The following is a 17,017-nucleotide window of genomic DNA, read 5'->3' on the forward strand; positions in this document are numbered from 1 at the left end:
CGCTCGACCGGCGTACACTCGGAACCCTTGGCAGGGCATGGCAAGGCATGGCGCGGCTCGGGACTCTGCAGCCCGAAAGAAGGACAAGACCATGACCTGTGAAGAGATCACCGTCCGCCGGGAGTGGTGCCGCAACGCTCCGCGTCCCGGACAGACCAGGTGCACGGAGCACGTCGACGGACCCGCGTTCGACGCCACCGCGGACGACTACCGGCACGCTGACGCCGTCGAGCACGACCGCGAGATGAACCGGGGCACCTGACATGCGCTAGGCCCTGCGCCTACCGTGGGAGTTGTCTGGGCTTCCACGGAAGGGCGCAGGGCCTATGTCAGACCGTACAACGATTGGCGCGAGACTCAAGAAGCTCCGCAAGGACCAATCACTCACCCAAGAGGAACTCGCCGAAGCGGCCGGAGTATCGGTCGACCTGATCGGCAAGCTTGAGCAAGGTCGCCGTGAATCCGCCCGGGTTTCCTCACTGGTCAAGCTGTCCAAAGCGCTCGATGTAGACCCATCTGCGTTGATTGGGAAGCGGCCACGGCTCGATCCCAGCGAAGATGCGCGGGTGCTGTCTGTACGAGACGCGATCCTGTCGCCGAGCCTGCTGCCCGGCATCACCGACGACGACACCGAACCGCCCGCGCTGCCCGACGTTGAACGCGCGGTCCGCGGCGGCTGGCTGGACTACTGGGGCGGCCGGTTCTCCCGCCTGGCTGCGACGCTGCCGGGCCTGCTCGCCGAAACCCGCATGGCGTCCCGCGAGCACGGGCCGGCCGCGGCCAAGCCACTCGCGCAGTCCTACCAGCTCGCCGCGTGCACACTCGTGCACCTGGGCAAGGACGACCTGGCCGTGATGGCCGCCGAACGCGCAATCCACGCCTCCACCGGCGGCGACGACCAGCTGTTGTGGGGCACCATGCACGGCACATGGGCGTGGTGCGTCCACCACCAAGGCCGCCTGGACGTCGCCGAGCGGCACGCGCTGCGCGTCGCCGAACAGATCGAACCGGACTTCACCCGGTCACCGTTGCCGCACCTGACGGCGTGGGGCGGCCTGGTGTTGACCGGCCTGGCCAGCGCCGCCGCGGCGGAGCGAACCGATGAGGTGCGGGAGTACATCGGGTACGCACGGACCGGAGTGGGGCGGTTCGACCACGACCGCCACGACTACGAAGTGAACTTCGGGCCCACCGCCGTGGCAATGCAGGCCACACACGCGTACACGATGCTCCACAAGCCCGGCGAAGCATTGAAGGCCGCCAAGCGCGTAGAACGCGGTGACCTGTACGACATCAGCTATGCGCGGCATCTGCTGGACGTCGCGTCGTCCCATGTCGACGCCAGCCACCACGTGACCGCCGAAGCGACGTTGCAGGAGGCGGAGTCGATCTCGCCGGAGTGGTTCCGGCACCAGGGGCCGGCGCGGGCGCTGGTCGGCGACCTGGTGAACGAGACACGGCGGCTCTCCCCGGGCCTGCGTCGTCTGGCTCGCGCGGTCGACGTCGACCGGTAACCCGGACACCACGTCCGGGTGCGGCCGGATACGGCCACTGGCACCCGGACACCCCGTCCGTGGTCTGTGTGTTGATTCGGCGAAAGCCTGTGTCGTGTGACGCAGACGAGACCAGCGGCAGGCACCGACGAGATCAAAGCCGCGCTACGCCGAGACTTCCCCGGCTGGTCCATCATCACGACCAATCGTGATCGGTGGTGGGCAACCCGGAACCCCGAACGTGACCCTGTCACCGGCCGGTTGGTCGACCACTTCGTCACAGCTGTGGAAGCCGACACCTCGGATGAACTGCACGCCAAGCTCGCCGAGGTCACGGACGGCACTCCATGATGAAGCGGGCGGGGGCGGCGAGCCGAGACAACCGCGCCAAGGATGCCGAAGGCTCGTCGCCAACGTCTCTACCTCCCGATCCGGTCGGCGTCCACATGCTGCGGATCTCACTCGAACGCCAAGGATGGTCCGTCACCAACCGCGGCGACCACGTCGAGCTGATCCCCCCACGCGGCACCAACTGGCCACACCCGCACCCCAAGCTCGTTGTACGGCAAGTCGGCGAATCCGGGTGGCGCTGGTGGGCCTGGGCAGGCACCGGCACGCTCATCTGCCGCGTCAACTACGGCGACCGCGCATCCCGCCTCATCCTGTCGACCCTGGCCAAACACACCCGCTAGACCGTCGTGGCCCTGGATGGGTGACCACATCCCCAACCCCGCCCAGGGCCACGGCCCACGACGCGGGGCCGGCGCCGGTTACTAGGGCCGGCGCCGCCCCGCGTGGACCTGCACCCCACTCAAGTGGGTCACAGCCCAACACGTGTAGCCCACTCATCCAGAGCCCGGACAGGGTCACCGGACCTCCGTACATCGACCGGCAGAGCAAGCAGCCGATGACGCGCCACCAGCTCCTCGAGCTCGCCGAGCGCGATCAAGCCTGCGTCCGCATCAAGCGCCAACCCGTACCCGGCAATCGCCACCAGGCCGGCCGCGCGGTCATGCCAATCCCTCTCGGGATTCCGGAGCCTCACCGCGGCACCCGCCCCGCGGCTATCTCAGCGACCGACACGCCCTCAACCCACGACTTCGGAGCCACACGCCGCTCAATGGACGACGGCCACCGTTCGATCCGGTTCCGTTCCCGCTCCGTCAACGCGCCACGCTGCCTCAGCACCCAACGCGCGACCTCACGCCGGAAACGCCGCACCACATGCCGCTCAGCCTGCCCACGGAACGAGTCGAACTCAGGCCCGTCCAGCCGGAACCCCTCACGCGTCACCAGCCGAGCCACCCGCAACGCCTCCACGTCATCCCACATGAACGACGGAGCCCCCATCGCCCGCCACACCTCCGCCGGCCGCTCAAACAGCGGGAAATCCCGCAACTCCGCACGAAGCCTCACGACACCACACCCCGCACGCCATACGTGCCACGCACACCCACCCGGCGCTGCCGTGCGTTCTGCTGCTCCTCACCCGGCATCCCAGACGGCAACCGCAGCGACGCGGACAACCGCGCCAGCGCGATACGCGCATGCCTGGCCTCCACCGCGGCCGGATGAACCCGCTGCGTCAGACCCGGACCCGGCACCATCAGCCCGTCTTGCCGCACCTGGTCGTCGAGCTCGTCCAGGAGATCCACCGTGCGGACCATCTCGCGGAACAGCGCCATCTCGTGCTCGTCGAGCTCGAACACCGACAGCACCGACGTCCACAGACGGCGCCCAGACGGGCCCGTTTCGTCGGGCACGCTCTGTAGTTGAGAATCGGACATACCGGGCACTCCGATCGTTTCAGGGGTCAGGCAAGGCGAGCCGCTATACGAGGGCGGGTGCCAGCGACCCCCGGGGGAAGATCACTCCCCACCCTGTGTAGTCGCTGGTCATGAGTTGTCCGGGTCGATGAGGCCGGGATGGCGTTCGGGATCACGCTTGCGCTTGGGTCGTCGGCGTTGGGATTCCTTGCCTGCGTCGCTGCTGGTCTTCCACCTGTGGTGACGGAGGCACAGCAACCGTAGGTTCGTGTCCTGTTCGAGTAGGTGAAGTTCGGCTTCTGTCTTGGCCGTGAACACGGGAACGATGTGGTCGACGTCGGTTCCTGGCTGTCCGCATCGTGTGGTGCCTTGGGCGTCCATGAGCCATTGGCAGACTCCGCCGTCGCGGGCGATGATCCGTTCTCGGGTCTGCTTCCAGCCTGTTGGACGAGGCTGTGACCTCCGAGACCCTTCGTCCTTCCAGTACCCATCGGGCATGAGGGGTCTCCTACTGGACGTCGGCGAAGCGTGGGTCGGCGGCGAGCTGGGGAAGTCTGTGGTCCTGGTAGCGGTCGACCTCTGTGGGTGTGGGCATGAGGTAGGTGGCTTCGCGGGCGAATCGTCCACTGAGGGACTTCTCGTCACCGATCATGGATTGCAGTTCTCGGTAGTCGTCTGTCTTGTGGGGTTCGACCTCGTTGAGGTAGGCGACGATGACCCTGCTCAGGCCCTTGCCGTCGGTGGCCTGGGCGACGTCGTGGGCGCGTTCGAACAGGGCCTTGGCCATGAGCTTGTCGTCGGCGCGCATGGCTTTGCGGAGCTCGGCGACGATGGCGCCTTCCTCGTCGAACTTGGCCGCTTCGGCGCGGGCCTGGCGGAACGCGGCGGCGCGGGTGGCTGGGTCGTTGCCGTCGCTGCTGTTGGGTGCGAATAGGCGACGCTCCAGGGTCTGCCGGCGGTTGGTTCGTTCGGCTTGTTCGGCTTGACGGAGTTCGGTGAGCTGGTTCCGGGTGTCGACGGTGTTGCGGGAGATCAGGGTGTCGCGGAGTTCAGCGGTGATCTCTTTGCGGGTGAAGCGGTCGCGGATGCGTTGCAGCTTGCGGTCGTGGGCTTCTTTGATGCGTGCGGCGTGTTCGCCGTAGTTGGTGGTCATGGGGTGTCCTTCCGGGTGGGTGTGGTCTGCCAGTAGCGGCAGCTGGCACAGACGCCGGCGCCGTGCATGAGCACGCCGCATACGACGGTGAACGGGTAGATGGGTTCGCCTGCTTCGAGGCCGGCGACGATGTGTCCGCAGGCGTCGCAGGTGCGGTCGGCTGTGGAGTCCGCGGGGACGCCGAGTAGGTGTGTGCATGTCCCGCAGACGACGAGGTCGGGTTTCCACGCGACCGACGCGACGGGTTGGGGTCGGGACGGGTGCGGGTTGTGGAGGCATGTGTCAGCGGTGCCGGCGAACCAGCGGACGAGGGAGTCCAGGACCGACAGCCGTACCCATCCGGGGTGGTCTGCGGCGGGCATGTCTGCGGTGTGGTCGACGGTGCCGTGTTCGGCTGCGTTCTTGAGGCCGGTCGCGATTTGGGTTACGGCTGCTTTGGCTTGGTCGCGGTACCAGGCGGGGAACCGGTCGCCGACCGCGGCGAGAGTCTGGGGGGTGAGGTCGCACAGGACGTCGTCGAGGGCGAGGACGGCACGACCGTGGGCAGCGGAGGTCACGGTGCCTTCTCCTGGTTGCGGTTGAGTTTGTCGCGGTGCCTGCGCTGCAGGCCGTGACGGCGGCGTTCGGAGAGTTCGGCGAGGCGCCGGCGCCGGTTGTCTTGGCGTTCGCGGTTGCGCCGGATGGTCTCGGCGAGGCGCTCGTCGACTGCGGCGCGCATGTCGTCATCGAGGCTCATGCGGCATCACAGCCGGGGTGGGTGGTCTGGCCGGGTTCCACGACCGTCATCGATCCGCCGCACCCGCGGCACGTGCTCTCAAACGGGACCGACAATAGAGAGGATCGCGTCTCAAGCGACTCAGTGCGTCTCAACCCGGCCTCAGAGCCCTCCGGTGAGCCGCTTGAGTCGCTTGAGACGCGATCGTTCTTATTGTCGGTCTCGTTTTCATCGGCCGGTGTCCGGAGCCGGAGGCCGGTGTAGGTACGAACCTGCTTGCCGTCCGCGTCTCGTGGCCGGGTGGTGCGGATCTGTGGAACCACTGCTTGGAGGTTGCGGCCGAAGATCTGCTTCGTACCGGCGCCGCCGCGGCCGTTGTCCTCACACCAGATCTTCCAGGCTGCCCAGATCTCCTCCACCGTGATCTGGAAGCGGGTACCGGTGACGCAGCAGTCCCGGACGAACGCGCTCGTCGGTGAGGCGATGTCCTTCATCGCGGTCACGGCTTCAACCGACGATCCGGGTTCGGTCAGGCGTCCGCGTTTGTTGAGCCGGTCAAGGCCGTCGAGTGCCCAGTTCAGGATCCCGCCGAGCTCAGTGGCCAGTTTCCCCTCAAGCTCGGTGTCCTCTCGGCCCAGCCAAGACTGCGTCATGGTGAGCACGATGAACCGGTGCGCGATCACGCCGGAGGCGTCTCCGAACTGCGGCATGACGTTGGAGAGGATCAAGAACCGGGTTGGGAGTCGGCCGGTCCACGCCTGCTTGTACTTGCGGTCGACCTCGACGCGGTCCTCACCGCTGATGGTCAGCAGACGTTCTACGACCTGGTTGCCCGCGTTGCCGGTGAGCCGGGCATCGGAGATGACCGCGAAGGGCTTGCCGATCAGCGACGCCATACCGAAGTTGGTCGCCATGCTGGCCATGGTTGGGCCAGCGACGTTGCCGGCGCCGAGGAGAGCGGTCAGCGTCCGGCCAATAGTGCCCTTACCGGATCGGGAAGGGCCGAGGATCATGAGGATCTTGTGCAGGTGGGTCCGGCCGGACAGCACGTACGCGAAGTACTCCTGTACTGCCTGAATCGACGCGATGGCGTCTTTGTCCTCGGCTTTGCTCTGGTCGTCGTCGCGGCCGGTCGTGGGCCAGAGTCTCCTGAGGAACTCCAGCCACTGAGCGGGGGGCGGCGCCGCGGCGTCGTAGTCGAACGGGACGCTGACCAGGTTGAAGTAGGCGGGGGTCAGGTCCAGGAGTTTCCGGTCAGACAGCCTGAGCAGGCCGTTTCGGCATGCCACCAGCGGACCGTGTCGTTCCCCGCTGGTTCGCCCGATCCATGCTGGCGCCTGCACGGACTCCGGGAGGTGGCAGATGGCTGCCATGGCCTCCATCAGGTCGGAGATCTTCCGCTTGTTCGGAGCCCACTCCCGTTGTTCGACGTCTCCCTTGCTGGTGATGTGCACGTACTGGGCGTGCTCAAGCCTGCGGTATAGCGTCGAGCGGATCTCACGGTCTTCGATCTCTGACCAGTGGGTCTCATCCCAGCGCATCCACGCGCCGCACCAGTGACGCAGCGTCGGAACTCGGTCATGCTGCCAGGTCTTGAGGATCACACGGGCAACCGCCATCGGGTTGGTCGGCGCGGGTAGCTTTTCCCGCTCGGGCTCGCTGCCCGGCGGTGGCTCGGCCGGCGGCGGGGGCGGGGAGCACTGGCAGTGGTCCGGGGCGAGCTCCTTGCACGTCGGGCAGACGTCGGGGGCGTCGACAACCCCGTCGAGAGGATTGGTCACGCGGCCGTCCCCCGATCCAGCGGCGGCCGGTCAACGTTCCACTCCACCGGGCCGCCGGTGTACTCCGGGCGCTGCGAGGCGTCGAGCCGCTCCTTCAGGCGTTGCTCGGATGCGCACGTGTCCGCGACGCGGTGACGTGAACACCAGGATTTGGGCAGGTGCTTAGGGCACAGCACAAGGCGGAAGTCGACGCGGCGGTGTACTTCGACCTGCGTGTTGCACTCGGGAGCTGTGCAGTAGGCCCAGAGGGTGTCGTGCACGAGGCGCCGCTCCTGGACTTCCATCTGCCGGGGGATACCGCGTACCTTCTCGGCGACTACCTTCCAGGCCGCCGCCATGTCCGCTTCGGCTCGCGCGTATCCGACCTCGACACCGTGGTCGAACATCGCCCGGATCAGGTAAGCGTCCCGTTCGGTTACGCTGGCGGTGGTGTTGTTGGCCTGTCCAGGGGCCGATTCTTTAGGCGGCACGTCTCCCTCGGGGGGCGTGCCGCTTCGCGTTGGGGACGTCATCAGGCAGCATCTCCCTGTGCCTCCGCGCGTTGGGCACGTACGAGCGCGACGAGCTCAGCGATCGAGTACGAACCACCAGGCACATGTGCTCGTTTCGCTACTTGTTCGGCTGGTAGGGCGTCTATCTCGGCGCACGCGTCGACAAGGATCTGTGCGGCCTCAGTGATCGCCTGATCGCGTGTCATGCCGCATCGCCTCGCAGCCAGGCGAGGACCTCGGAACGCCGGTACCGGACTTCGCGTGTACCGAAGTGGTGAGGCCGCGGACCGATGCCCTTCTGCGCCCACCGTTTGGCCGTGCGTATCGATCCAGGGCCAACCCCTGCCGTTTGCGCGAGCTCCACAAGTTCAACGCGGGTGAGCCACTCACGCTCGACGGACTGTGCTCCCAGATGACTAATGACGCTTGTCTGGTCATCCATGAGCACAAGAGTGCATGAGGGGCTTGCAGGTGTCAACTCGGGCCGTTATTGTCATCTCACGTGACAAACGGCGAGTGGACGGCGAAATTGATCAAGGTGGCAGCAGGCGAGATCAGGCGGCATCGCGACCGCTCTGGGCTCAGCGCCCAGCAGGTAGCCGACGCCTGTTCCGATGACTACGGCTTGTCGATGAAGCGGAGCGTCATAGCCAACCTTGAGAGCGGCCGGCGGCCGACGCTCAGCTTGATGGAGCTCCTAGTGCTGGCCAGGGTCCTACGCGTCGCCCCCGTCCAACTCGTCATCCCGATCGGACACGAGGAGGAGATCGAAGTCCTCCCTGGCACTGTCGTACGTACATGGGACGCGCTCAAGTGGTTCACGGGAGACGCCCCACTCATTCGTCGTGATGGCCAGGGCGCCGAACTCCCCCTAGACCCGCGTGACCTTGCTGCTTGGAACAGCGGGTCATCACCTATCCCGCTGTTCCGTGAGCACGACAGGTTGCTGCAGGCGCGTCAGGCGGCGCTCACAACTGCCGCGAGTGCGCGCAAGGCCGGGCGAGACGCGGCAGATGACTTCAAAGAAATGCAGATCCTCCGTGCGGAGACCGAGGAACGGCGCGTACGCGAGATCGAACGCCAGATCCGCGAGGGGCGCGCTTACATGCGCCAACAGGGTCTGTTGCCGCCGGCTCTACCGGCCGACCTCTCGCATCTGGATGATGAGGCAACGCCATGAACACTGCGCGTCTGCACGCGGTTCCGGAGGAGCCGCCCCGCGTCGTCGGGTACGTCCGGGTGTCCACGGCCCGCGAAGAAATGATCTCCCCAGAGCTGCAGCGCGCTGCCATCGAGGATTACTGCACACGCCGCGGCTACATCCTGGACGAGGTCATCGAGGACCTGGACGCCACAGGCCGGAACTTCACCCGTAAGGGCGTACAGAAGGCGATCGAACGCGTAGAGAACTCCGGCGCCGCGGTGGTCGTGGTGTGGAAGTTCTCCCGCTTCGGACGTGACCGGAAGGGGTGGGCGATCAACCTCGACCGCGTCGAGTCGGTTGGTGGGCGGCTGGAGTCCGCAACAGAGGACGTGGACGCGAGCACCTCAACCGGCCGGTTCACACGCGGCATGCTGTCGGAGATCGCCGCATGGGAGTCCGAGCGGATCGGCGACCAGTGGCGGGAAGCCCACGAACGGCGCGTCAAGATGGGCCTTCCGCACGATGGGCGGGACCGGTTCGGCTACCTGTACCACCGTCGGGCAACGGCGGCTGTGTCGTGCGCGCAGGGTTGCGCCCTTGGTGAGTGCGAGCCTGGGTACGTCATTGATCCTGAGACGGCGCCGTTCGCAGCCGAGATGTACGAGCGGTACAACGGCGGACAGTCTCACCGCGCAATCGCGATCTGGCTGAACTCGCAGGGCATCAAGACCACCGTCGACAAGTGGTGGACCGACCGGACCGTCCGCAAGTACCTTGCCACCGGGTTCGCAGCCGGGAAGATCCGCGTTCACGACCGGGTGTGCAAGTGCAAGTCGCCGCAGACCTGCGAGCGGAACGCCTACCTGCCTGGCGCTCACAAACCGATCATCGACGAGAAGGTGTGGGAGTTCTTCCAGCGGAACCGTAACCGGCGGGCGAAGCTCGCCCCGCGGGTGGAGACCCCGGTATACCCGTTGTCCGGCCTGCTGCTGTGTGGCCGGTGCGACGGCCCCCTGAACTGCCACGGGATCAAGCACCACGGCGTCTATAAGCAGGGCTACATGTACTACTGCGCTCGCTACCACAGGGCCCGGCTGTGTGAAGGGACGTGGATTGCCCGGCCGCGGCTGGAAAGCCTGATCCTCGACTGGATCGAGGAAGTTGCGGCGGTGGACGTGAACACCAAGGCCGAACTGATGACCGCCCGAGCGGCGGCCAGGACGGCGGCGGACGCGGGACGGAAGCGTCTGCTTCGCGAAGGTCAGCAGCTCGCGAAGGCGCTCACACAGCTGACGGTCGACCGGGCGAAGGGCCTCGTCCCCGAAGCGGCCTACCGAGAGGCGCGTGACGAGCTCGTCGCCGACCAGGAACGCGTGCAGAACGCGCTCGAGTCGCTGGCTGATGAGAAGGATCGGCTCGCCGATCCGCCGGTTCGGGTCGCGCGGGATCTTGTGAAGCGGTGGCCCACGCTGCCACCAGCCGTGCGGCGTGACCTGCTGTCCAAGCTGGTCAAGCAGGTCACGGTGACATCTCACGGCCAGGGGACAGCGGACGTCGAGCTGTTGACAACCTGGGGGGAGGTAGTAAGCCTTTAGGACACTTGACGGACGTGGAGGCCGCCATCACCAGCGGCGTGCCGGGTCTGCACCTGGTGGGCCTGCCCGACGCCGCCCTCAACGAGGCACGCGACCGCGTACGCGCCGCGATCTTCAACTCGGGTGAGGATTGGCCCAATCGCCACGTCACCGTGAGCCTTTTCCCAGCCAGCCTCCCCAAACGCGGATCGATCTTCGACCTCTCGATAGCCATAGCTTTGCTGGCAGCCGCCGAAGCCGTCCCGCCCAAAGCCTGCGCGGGCCTGGTGATGATCGGAGAGTTGGGGCTCGACGGGCGCATCCGGGCCATCCCCGGCGTTCTGCCCGCCGTCGTCGCCGCCGCGAACGCCGGTTACACCTCTGTCGTCGTACCGCAGGCCAACTCCGCCGAAGCCGAGCTCGTACCGGATCTCAAGGTGATCGCCGCAGCATCGCTGCGCAGTCTCCTGTGCCACCTCCGCGACGAGCCGCCCCCGGTCGAGGAGGACGACGACGCTCCCCCGCTCCGGCCCGCCCCCGACTCGGCAGACCGGCGTTCCGGGCTGGACCTGAGCGACGTACGAGGCCAGGCCGAGGCCCGCCGGGCCCTCGAGATCAGCGCTGCGGGCGGCCACCACCTGTTCTTCAGCGGCCCACCCGGCTGCGGCAAGACCATGCTGGCCGAGCGCCTTCCCACCCTCCTGCCCCCGCTCGAACCCGACGCCGCCCTCGAAGTGACGGCCATCCATTCGGTCGCGGGCACGCTCCCGCCCGGTCAGCCGCTGATCACGCGGTCTCCGTTCTGCGCGCCCCACCACACCGCCACCCGCGCCGCCATGGTCGGCGGCGGCGCGGGCCGCGTCATCCAACCCGGCGCAGCGTCCCTCGCCCATCGCGGGATCCTGTTCCTCGACGAAGCCCCCGAATACATGGGCGGCGTGCTGGACGCCCTCCGCCAACCCCTCGAAGAGGGCGAGGTAAGGATCGCCCGCTCAGAGGGCACAGCGTGCTTCCCGGCCCGCTTCACCCTCGTCTTGGCGGCCAACCCATGCCCCTGTGCGGCGGCCAAAGAGGTCGACTGCTCGTGCGCCCCCGCGATCAGGCGCAGATATCTCGCCCGCATCTCCGGCCCGCTCCTGGACCGCATCGACCTCAAGCTCGAACTCCACCCGGCCACCCGCGCCGAACTCCGCTACGACCTGGAGTTCGCGGAGTCGAGCGACGTGGTCGCCGAACGCGTCCTGACGGCCCGAGACCGCACCGCGAAACGCCTCGCAGAGACCCCCTGGCGGTCCAACGCGGAGATCCCAGGCCCAGAGTTACGCCGCCGCTTCACCCCACCCCCGGAGGCAATGCGAGCCGCCGACGACGCCCTGATGCGAGGCACCCTCAGCGCCCGCGGCCTCGACCGCGTCCTCCGCGTCGCGTGGACCATCGCCGACCTGGCCGGCCGAGACCAACCCAGCGAAGACGACGTAGGCGGCGCCCTGGCCCTATGGACGGGCCGCCGCCCATGACGCTCAGCCACAAGGAGGCAATGTGAACGACGATCGGCTTGCTCGGGCGACGCTTTGTGCGGTCGCTGAGCCCGGAGACACACAGATGGGTCGGCTGATCGCCGTCGCCGGCCCTGCCGGGGCGTTAGAGACGATCCGTTCCGGCGAGATACCTCCCGGGCTGGAGGCGGGACGGGTCGGTGATCGGCTGGAGCGGTGGCGGATCAGACTGTCGGGTGCCGACCCGGAAGCGGATCTGGCCGTCAGCGAACGCATGAACATCCGGCTGGTGTGCCCGGGCGATCCCGAATGGCCGACCACGCTCGACAATCTCGGTGACGAACGGCCGTACGCTCTCTGGCTGCGCGGTCCCGAAGATCTGCGTTACGGTTGCCTGCGTTCGGTGGCCATCGTCGGTTCCCGCGCCGCCTCCCCCTACGGGCTCCGCGTCGCGGCTGAACTCGGTGCTGAGCTGGCCGAACGAGGGTGGACGGTCATCTCCGGGGGTGCCATGGGGATCGATGCCGCAGCCCACCGCGGCGCCTTGGCCACGGACGGCCCCACACTTGCGGTCTTCGCGAACGGCGTCGACGTGTCCTATCCGGCCGGCAACGACGGCCTGTTCGCCGAGATGGCCCGCCGGGCACTGCTGGTCAGCGAGATGCCGCCGGGCACGGAGCCGAACCGGCTGCGCTTCCTGATCCGCAACAGGGTGATCGCCGCTCTCTCCCGGGGCACCGTGGTGGTGGAGGCCGCCCGCCGCAGCGGCGCGCTGGGCACCGCCGCCTGGGCCCGCAAGCTCGGCCGGGTGCTCATGGCGGTCCCTGGGCCCGTGCACTCCGGATCTTCAGTCGGCTGCCACAGGCTCCTCCGGGACGACCCGCCCGCCACGCTCGTGACGCGGTCTGAGGAAGTGATCGAAGCGGTCGGTCCGATCGGGGCCCTCGCCCCGGACCCGGGCGTCCCCGTCCTGCCCCGCGACCGTCTGGACGCCACGACCCGGGCGGTCCTGGAGGCCCTGCCCGCCCGCGGCGCCAAAGGCACGGCCCAGATCGCCGTCAAGGCGGGGCTGGACCTCGCCACCGTCAACGGCAAGCTGGGCTTGCTCGCCGCTGCCGGCTTCGTCGAACGCGCGCCCGCGGGCTGGCGCCTGACCACCAAGGCCAGAGCATGATCACGCGGCCGCCGGAGGGCTACTGGTCGGAGGGGAGTTCGAAGTCGCTCTTGGCCAGCTCTTCGACGTTGACGTCCTTGAACGTGACGACACGAACATTTTTCACAAACCGTGCAGGGCGGTACATGTCCCAGACCCAGGCGTCCTGCATGGTCACCTCGAAGAAGACCTCGCCGTTGTCCGTGCTCCGCACCTGGAGGTCCACCGAGTTGGTGAGGTAGAACCTTCGCTCGGTCTCGACCACGTACGTGAAGAGGCCCACGACGTCGCGGTACTCGCGATAGAGCTGCAGCTCCATCTCGGTCTCATACTTCTCCAGGTCCTCAGCGGACATCGCAACCCCCCATCGGATCCGACAAGGCAACCTGACCAGGCACTGCGCCCTCGATCCGGCGAACCAACTCGATCATCATGATCATCCGCTAGTGAACCCGCTTGTTGACATGGCAGCTAGCTCCTCCTGTAAAGGCTATTGGAGTCCAGCGCAGACCAGTAGGGCAGACCCCAAATCGCCAACCAAGCCTGCACCGTGAACACCACGCCCATCGTCACACAATGCGCCCTCCACTCCGCGCTTCCACGCGGAGCGAGAGTCTTGGGTTCTCATGATCCCGGTGACACAGACTCCAGCGGCCACAACCACAGCGAAGCGCGACGATCAAGCGACCAGACGAAACCGTCTCGCAGGCCCCCGGAGTCGGCACCGCCACGACAGACGACAAGGACATCCGCGCCCGGCACTCAACGAGGTCTGCAGGTCCTCATTCGCATCGCACCGCCGGGCCTGATCCCCGACCCGCACCGAAGATGCGCGCCAAGCCCGCAAGCGCTGGGGAGCGTAGGCCGGCCGGGCTCACCGCACCAGGCAATGCATGTGGTGCGGGGCCCCACCACCGGAGGCTCAACCCGACCGCGATCTCGGAGCGAACCCAGCGCCCGACTGGCAGCGCGTCCTCCGAGATCATTGCTGCCGTTCAAACGCCCGCGATCCCCCACCCGCACAAAACCTGTAGCTGACGCATGAAGTTTCCTCCAAATGAGACCGTGTCCTACGTGGTGAGTTTGAGGGGGCGTTTGTAGCAGGTGAGGGCAGCGGCGAGCCTGAGAAAGGCCAGGTAGTCGCAGAGGTAGCGTTCGTAGCGGGGTGACAGGCGGCGGTACCCGGTCAGCCAGGAGATGGTGTGTTCGATCGCCCAACGGTGCCCGTCCGAGCCGGTTGCCAGGCTCGACACCGATCCGGGCGATGCGCGGGGTGATGCCCATGCTGGGCAGCCAGCGTCGCAGGTCAGGGCGGTCATAGGCCTTGTCCGCATGGAGCTTGCCGATCAGGCGGGTACCGGCCTTGTTCAGGGTCGTGTTTCATTTGGGATCCAGCAACCATCGGCTTCAGGCCGTGCAGGTCGTGGACATTGCCAGCCGCGACGCCAACGCCGATGGGCAGCCCGGCGGCATCGGACAAGATGTGCATCTTGGCGCCGGGTTTGCCGCGGTCGACCGGGCCGGGGCCGGTGTGCCCGCCCCATTTTTCGCCCGCACATGCGCCGAGTCCACAACGACACGCGACAGGTTCAGCAACCCACGGTCGTCCAGGCGATCCAGCAGCACCTGATGCAACCTGCCCCACACCCCGGCCCGCGACCAGAGCGTAAAGCGGCGTTGCACGGTGGACTTGGACGCCCCAAAGCACGGCGGCAGATGCCGCCAGGCACACCCGCTGGTCAGCACGTACACATCTCCGCGAACACCGCCTCGTCGTCGATGTTCGCCGTCCCGCCGCCCTGCGGCCGCACCCGCGGCGCAGGCAGCAATTGCCGCACGATCCCAGACAAACCCTCCGGCACGATCCGACCGCACCGGCCATGATCCACACCGCTGTAAACGATCACACACCACGTAGGACGTGGTCCAATCAGCGCGACGAGCATGTAAGCAATCCCGGTCGACGCCTGCGAGGAGCGCCGCACTGCAAGCCGGTCAATCCTCAAGCCGATCAACCTCAAGCCAGTCAAGCCTCAGCCAGTCAGGCCCCAGACCGGTCAGATCCCAGGCCGGTCAGGCCTCGGGCTGGTCAGCCTTCGACGCCGGTGGCGTGGTGGGAGGAGCCGACGGGTTTTGATTCAGGGGAGCCGCGCTGGCGCAGGAAAATAGACAGCGCCACCATGGAGGCGATGGCGAGGAATTCCGATTGCCAGTTCTGCATCGTCCGGTTCCAGAAGTCGGCGCTGGTGACGTAGCTGTGCCAGGAGATGGTGTCCTGGCGCTGGGCCAGTTGCTCGGCGTTGTACGCGGCGCGGCCGGCCACCGATTGGGCTAGCCAAGACAGCAAGAACAGAGTGCCCATGGTCAACCCGAGGGAGCGGGAGAACAGCGCGCCGCGAAAACCGCCCGCGCGTGCCCATGACGGGGCGTTGGGGCCGGCGTGGCGGCCGACCCTCTGGTCTTTGTCAGATTCGGTGCCCTGCTTACCCGGCTCCTTGGATTCTGGTGATCCACGCTGGATCAGCCAGACCGTCACGAAGATGTAGAGGAAGAACTGCAGATACTCCGACTGCCAGTTCTCGGTCACGTCCACGGCGAAGTCCGATCCGGTGAGGTAGTCCAGCAGGCTCACCGTGCCGCCGCCCTGCGTGATCTGCTGATTGTTGTACTCCGCATGTCCCGACAGCGCCTGCCCCACCAGCGCAAACCCCGTCAGCGCAAGGAAGAACAACGTTAGGGCGTTGTCTCGAAGAAAGTGCCGCATCGTCCCTCCTTCAGCGGTGCAGTAGCCCGATGGTGGTGAAATAGGCCAGCCCGAGTAGGACGATCAGCAATGTCAACGTGAAGACGAACCTCATGGCTAGGTCTCCACGTCGCAGTCGTAGGGCTGGCGTGGACGTGGCCGACAGCCCGCAGCGGCCACCCGCCAACCCGATCCCCACCGGCTGAAGAACACGGGCTGATCTCCGATGTGGAGGCGCGCGTTGTCACCCCACCGTTCAATGTGGTGGATCCGGTCCTGGGGCAGATCGAGCTTGAGGATCTCCTGCGCGCATTGTGCTCCGCCGGACTCCAGATTCTTCGCGGCTCGGGGCAGCAACAAAGCGCACGCTCGGACGCCGTCACGCTGCCCGATCGCCTGCGCGAAAGCCGTCGCCTCGGCTCGCAGGTTCCCCGTACCTGATGACGCACATCCGGTCAGGCACGTTACGCCCAGCAGCGCACCGCTCAACGTCAGCGACACCATGCGCACCATGACCCCGCTCTACCCACAACGCGGCTGATCAACGCCGTTTCGGGCTCGCGGTCGCAGGCGTGCGGAGATCCCATCTTGATCGGGTTCAAGCGGGCCGTGCGGGTCCGACGGGTTGATCGGTGGCGGGGCCTTGCTGTGGCGGCTTGGACTGTGGGGCCGGTGCGGCTCAGGGTCTCCGGGACGCGTTTGCGGCGGACTTCACCTCTGCGCTCGGGCCCCTTCCTCGCCGGGGACGTCCAGCTCGGCCTCGATCTCCTCGGCAACTCCACGCAGGGCCCGCCCCACGTTGACGAAGGAGAAGCGATGCTCTGGGCAAGGCCCGAACTCGGCGAGCGCCGCTGAGTGCTCGCGGGTGGCGTAGCCCTTGTGAACGTTGAATCCGTAGGCCGGATAGCGCTCATGCAGGTCCACCATGATCCGGTCTCGGGTGACCTTGGCCACCACCGAGGCCGCCGCCATGCATGCGGCGACCTGGTCACCCTTGATCACCGCCAGGCTCGGCACGTCCAGGCCGGGGACCGCGAACCCGTCGCTCAGCACGTACGAAGGCCGCGGTTCCAGGGCCGCCAGCGCCCGCCGCATCCCGGTGACATTGCACCGGTGAACGCCGATCCGATCGACGTCGTGGCAGGGGATCACGATCGCGCTCCAGGCCTCGGCCCGCTGAACGACCTCCTCGTAGATCGCCTCGCGGCGTGCGGGAGTGAGCAGCTTGGAGTCCGTCAGGCCCTCGATCATCCTCCGCCGCCCCCGAGGCAAGATCACGGCGGCGACGACCAGCGGCCCGGCGCAGGCACCGCGCCCAGCCTCGTCGACGCCCGCGACGCGCCCGAAACCGGCATGTTCGAGCGCCCGCTCGTACGCGTGCAACCCAGCGTCGCGGCGCGGCGTGAAGCGGAGAGGACGACCGTTCATGGAACGCCAGCGTACGACGCCACAAGCCCCAATAGCGCCTCGAATCCCCCGATCGCAGACGCCTCTAGCTAAGCCAGGGA

At 67.2% G+C, this 17,017-nt stretch carries 21 protein-coding genes and 2 pseudogenes; 10 read left to right on the plus strand and 13 right to left on the minus strand.

Annotation, left to right across the window (positions count from 1 at the left end):
* Positions 1-91: 91 nt before the first annotated feature.
* From F8566_RS50435 to F8566_RS40565, 5 genes and pseudogenes are all read left to right on the plus strand, one after another.
* The gene (locus F8566_RS50435; protein WP_192810105.1) at positions 92-262 is read left to right on the plus strand and encodes a hypothetical protein; all 171 of its coding nucleotides are present in this window, start codon (positions 92-94) and stop codon (positions 260-262) included.
* Positions 263-326: 64 nt separating this feature from the next.
* A pseudogene (locus F8566_RS53160) lies at positions 327-512 on the plus strand (helix-turn-helix domain-containing protein); the annotation flags it as partial.
* 54 nt (positions 513-566) lie between these two features.
* Complete coding sequence (locus tag F8566_RS40555; protein WP_225993966.1) at positions 567-1,514, plus strand: hypothetical protein; 948 nt, start codon at positions 567-569, stop codon at positions 1,512-1,514.
* Positions 1,515-1,610: 96 nt separating this feature from the next.
* Positions 1,611-1,844 carry a hypothetical protein gene (locus F8566_RS40560; RefSeq protein WP_151568050.1) on the plus strand — a complete coding sequence of 78 codons (234 nt, stop codon included), beginning with the start codon at positions 1,611-1,613 and terminating at the stop codon, positions 1,842-1,844.
* A complete protein-coding gene (locus tag F8566_RS40565; RefSeq protein ID WP_151568051.1) occupies positions 1,841-2,185 on the plus strand; it encodes a hypothetical protein in 345 nt (114 codons plus the stop codon). The genes F8566_RS40560 and F8566_RS40565 overlap by 4 nt, the downstream gene beginning before the upstream one ends.
* Positions 2,186-2,534: 349 nt before the next feature.
* On the opposite strand, the gene F8566_RS40570 is transcribed toward F8566_RS40565, so the two are convergent.
* From F8566_RS40570 to F8566_RS40600, 7 genes are all read right to left on the minus strand, one after another.
* Entirely contained in the window at positions 2,535-2,909 is a 375-nt protein-coding gene (locus F8566_RS40570) for a hypothetical protein (protein ID WP_151568053.1), read from the minus strand.
* Positions 2,906-3,256: a hypothetical protein gene (locus F8566_RS40575; RefSeq protein ID WP_225993956.1), complete on the minus strand. Its 351-nt coding sequence runs from the start codon at positions 3,254-3,256 to the stop codon at positions 2,906-2,908. Before F8566_RS40575 ends, F8566_RS40570 begins: the two co-directional genes overlap by 4 nt.
* Positions 3,257-3,767: 511 nt before the next feature.
* On the minus strand, positions 3,768-4,412 hold the full coding sequence (locus tag F8566_RS40580; RefSeq protein WP_151568057.1) for a hypothetical protein: 645 nt from the start codon (positions 4,410-4,412) through the stop codon (positions 3,768-3,770).
* A complete protein-coding gene (locus F8566_RS40585) occupies positions 4,409-4,969 on the minus strand; it encodes a hypothetical protein (RefSeq protein ID WP_151568059.1) in 561 nt (186 codons plus the stop codon). Before F8566_RS40585 ends, F8566_RS40580 begins: the two co-directional genes overlap by 4 nt.
* A complete protein-coding gene (locus F8566_RS40590; RefSeq protein ID WP_151568061.1) occupies positions 4,966-5,148 on the minus strand; it encodes a hypothetical protein in 183 nt (60 codons plus the stop codon). Before F8566_RS40590 ends, F8566_RS40585 begins: the two co-directional genes overlap by 4 nt.
* A complete protein-coding gene (locus F8566_RS40595) occupies positions 5,145-6,908 on the minus strand; it encodes a DNA primase family protein (protein ID WP_225993957.1) in 1,764 nt (587 codons plus the stop codon). Before F8566_RS40595 ends, F8566_RS40590 begins: the two co-directional genes overlap by 4 nt.
* Positions 6,905-7,378, minus strand: coding sequence for a hypothetical protein (locus F8566_RS40600; RefSeq protein WP_151568063.1), 474 nt, complete (start codon positions 7,376-7,378; stop codon positions 6,905-6,907). The genes F8566_RS40595 and F8566_RS40600 overlap by 4 nt, the downstream gene beginning before the upstream one ends.
* A gap of 523 nt (positions 7,379-7,901) precedes the next feature.
* On the opposite strand from F8566_RS40600, the gene F8566_RS40605 reads away from it, so the two are divergent.
* From F8566_RS40605 to dprA, 4 genes are all read left to right on the plus strand, one after another.
* Entirely contained in the window at positions 7,902-8,579 is a 678-nt protein-coding gene (locus tag F8566_RS40605) for a helix-turn-helix domain-containing protein (protein WP_192810106.1), read from the plus strand.
* Complete coding sequence (locus tag F8566_RS40610; protein ID WP_151568067.1) at positions 8,576-10,138, plus strand: recombinase family protein; 1,563 nt, start codon at positions 8,576-8,578, stop codon at positions 10,136-10,138. The genes F8566_RS40605 and F8566_RS40610 overlap by 4 nt, the downstream gene beginning before the upstream one ends.
* Before the next feature lie 5 nt (positions 10,139-10,143).
* On the plus strand, positions 10,144-11,634 hold the full coding sequence (locus F8566_RS40615) for a YifB family Mg chelatase-like AAA ATPase (RefSeq protein WP_225993958.1): 1,491 nt from the start codon (positions 10,144-10,146) through the stop codon (positions 11,632-11,634).
* An 85-nt stretch (positions 11,635-11,719) separates the two neighbouring features.
* Entirely contained in the window at positions 11,720-12,787 is a 1,068-nt protein-coding gene (gene dprA / locus F8566_RS40620) for a DNA-processing protein DprA (RefSeq protein WP_151568071.1), read from the plus strand.
* A 19-nt stretch (positions 12,788-12,806) separates the two neighbouring features.
* On the opposite strand, the gene F8566_RS40625 is transcribed toward dprA, so the two are convergent.
* From F8566_RS40625 to F8566_RS40635, 5 genes and pseudogenes are all read right to left on the minus strand, one after another.
* The gene (locus F8566_RS40625; RefSeq protein WP_151568073.1) at positions 12,807-13,121 is read right to left on the minus strand and encodes a DUF2469 domain-containing protein; all 315 of its coding nucleotides are present in this window, start codon (positions 13,119-13,121) and stop codon (positions 12,807-12,809) included.
* Between the two features lie 715 nt (positions 13,122-13,836).
* Entirely contained in the window at positions 13,837-14,019 is a 183-nt protein-coding gene (locus tag F8566_RS53165; RefSeq protein ID WP_404800392.1) for a hypothetical protein, read from the minus strand.
* A 62-nt stretch (positions 14,020-14,081) separates the two neighbouring features.
* Positions 14,082-14,498, minus strand: a complete 417-nt coding sequence (locus F8566_RS53170; protein WP_404800393.1) for a transposase — start codon at positions 14,496-14,498, stop codon at positions 14,082-14,084.
* A pseudogene (locus F8566_RS53175) lies at positions 14,408-14,680 on the minus strand (transposase); the annotation flags it as partial. The gene F8566_RS53170 and the pseudogene F8566_RS53175, both read right to left, overlap by 91 nt.
* A 175-nt stretch (positions 14,681-14,855) precedes the next feature.
* Positions 14,856-15,530: a DUF6766 family protein gene (locus F8566_RS40635; protein ID WP_151568076.1), complete on the minus strand. Its 675-nt coding sequence runs from the start codon at positions 15,528-15,530 to the stop codon at positions 14,856-14,858.
* A gap of 207 nt (positions 15,531-15,737) precedes the next feature.
* Between F8566_RS40635 and F8566_RS40640 the strand changes: the two genes are divergently transcribed.
* The gene (locus tag F8566_RS40640) at positions 15,738-15,950 is read left to right on the plus strand and encodes a hypothetical protein (RefSeq protein ID WP_151568077.1); all 213 of its coding nucleotides are present in this window, start codon (positions 15,738-15,740) and stop codon (positions 15,948-15,950) included.
* 270 nt (positions 15,951-16,220) lie between these two features.
* Here F8566_RS40640 and F8566_RS40645 read toward each other — a convergent pair whose 3' ends face one another.
* A complete protein-coding gene (locus F8566_RS40645; protein WP_151568079.1) occupies positions 16,221-16,937 on the minus strand; it encodes a ribonuclease HII in 717 nt (238 codons plus the stop codon).
* Positions 16,938-17,017 lie beyond the last annotated feature (80 nt).

Source organism: Actinomadura rudentiformis, from assembly GCF_008923185.1.
Lineage (GTDB): Bacteria > Actinomycetota > Actinomycetes > Streptosporangiales > Streptosporangiaceae > Spirillospora > Spirillospora rudentiformis.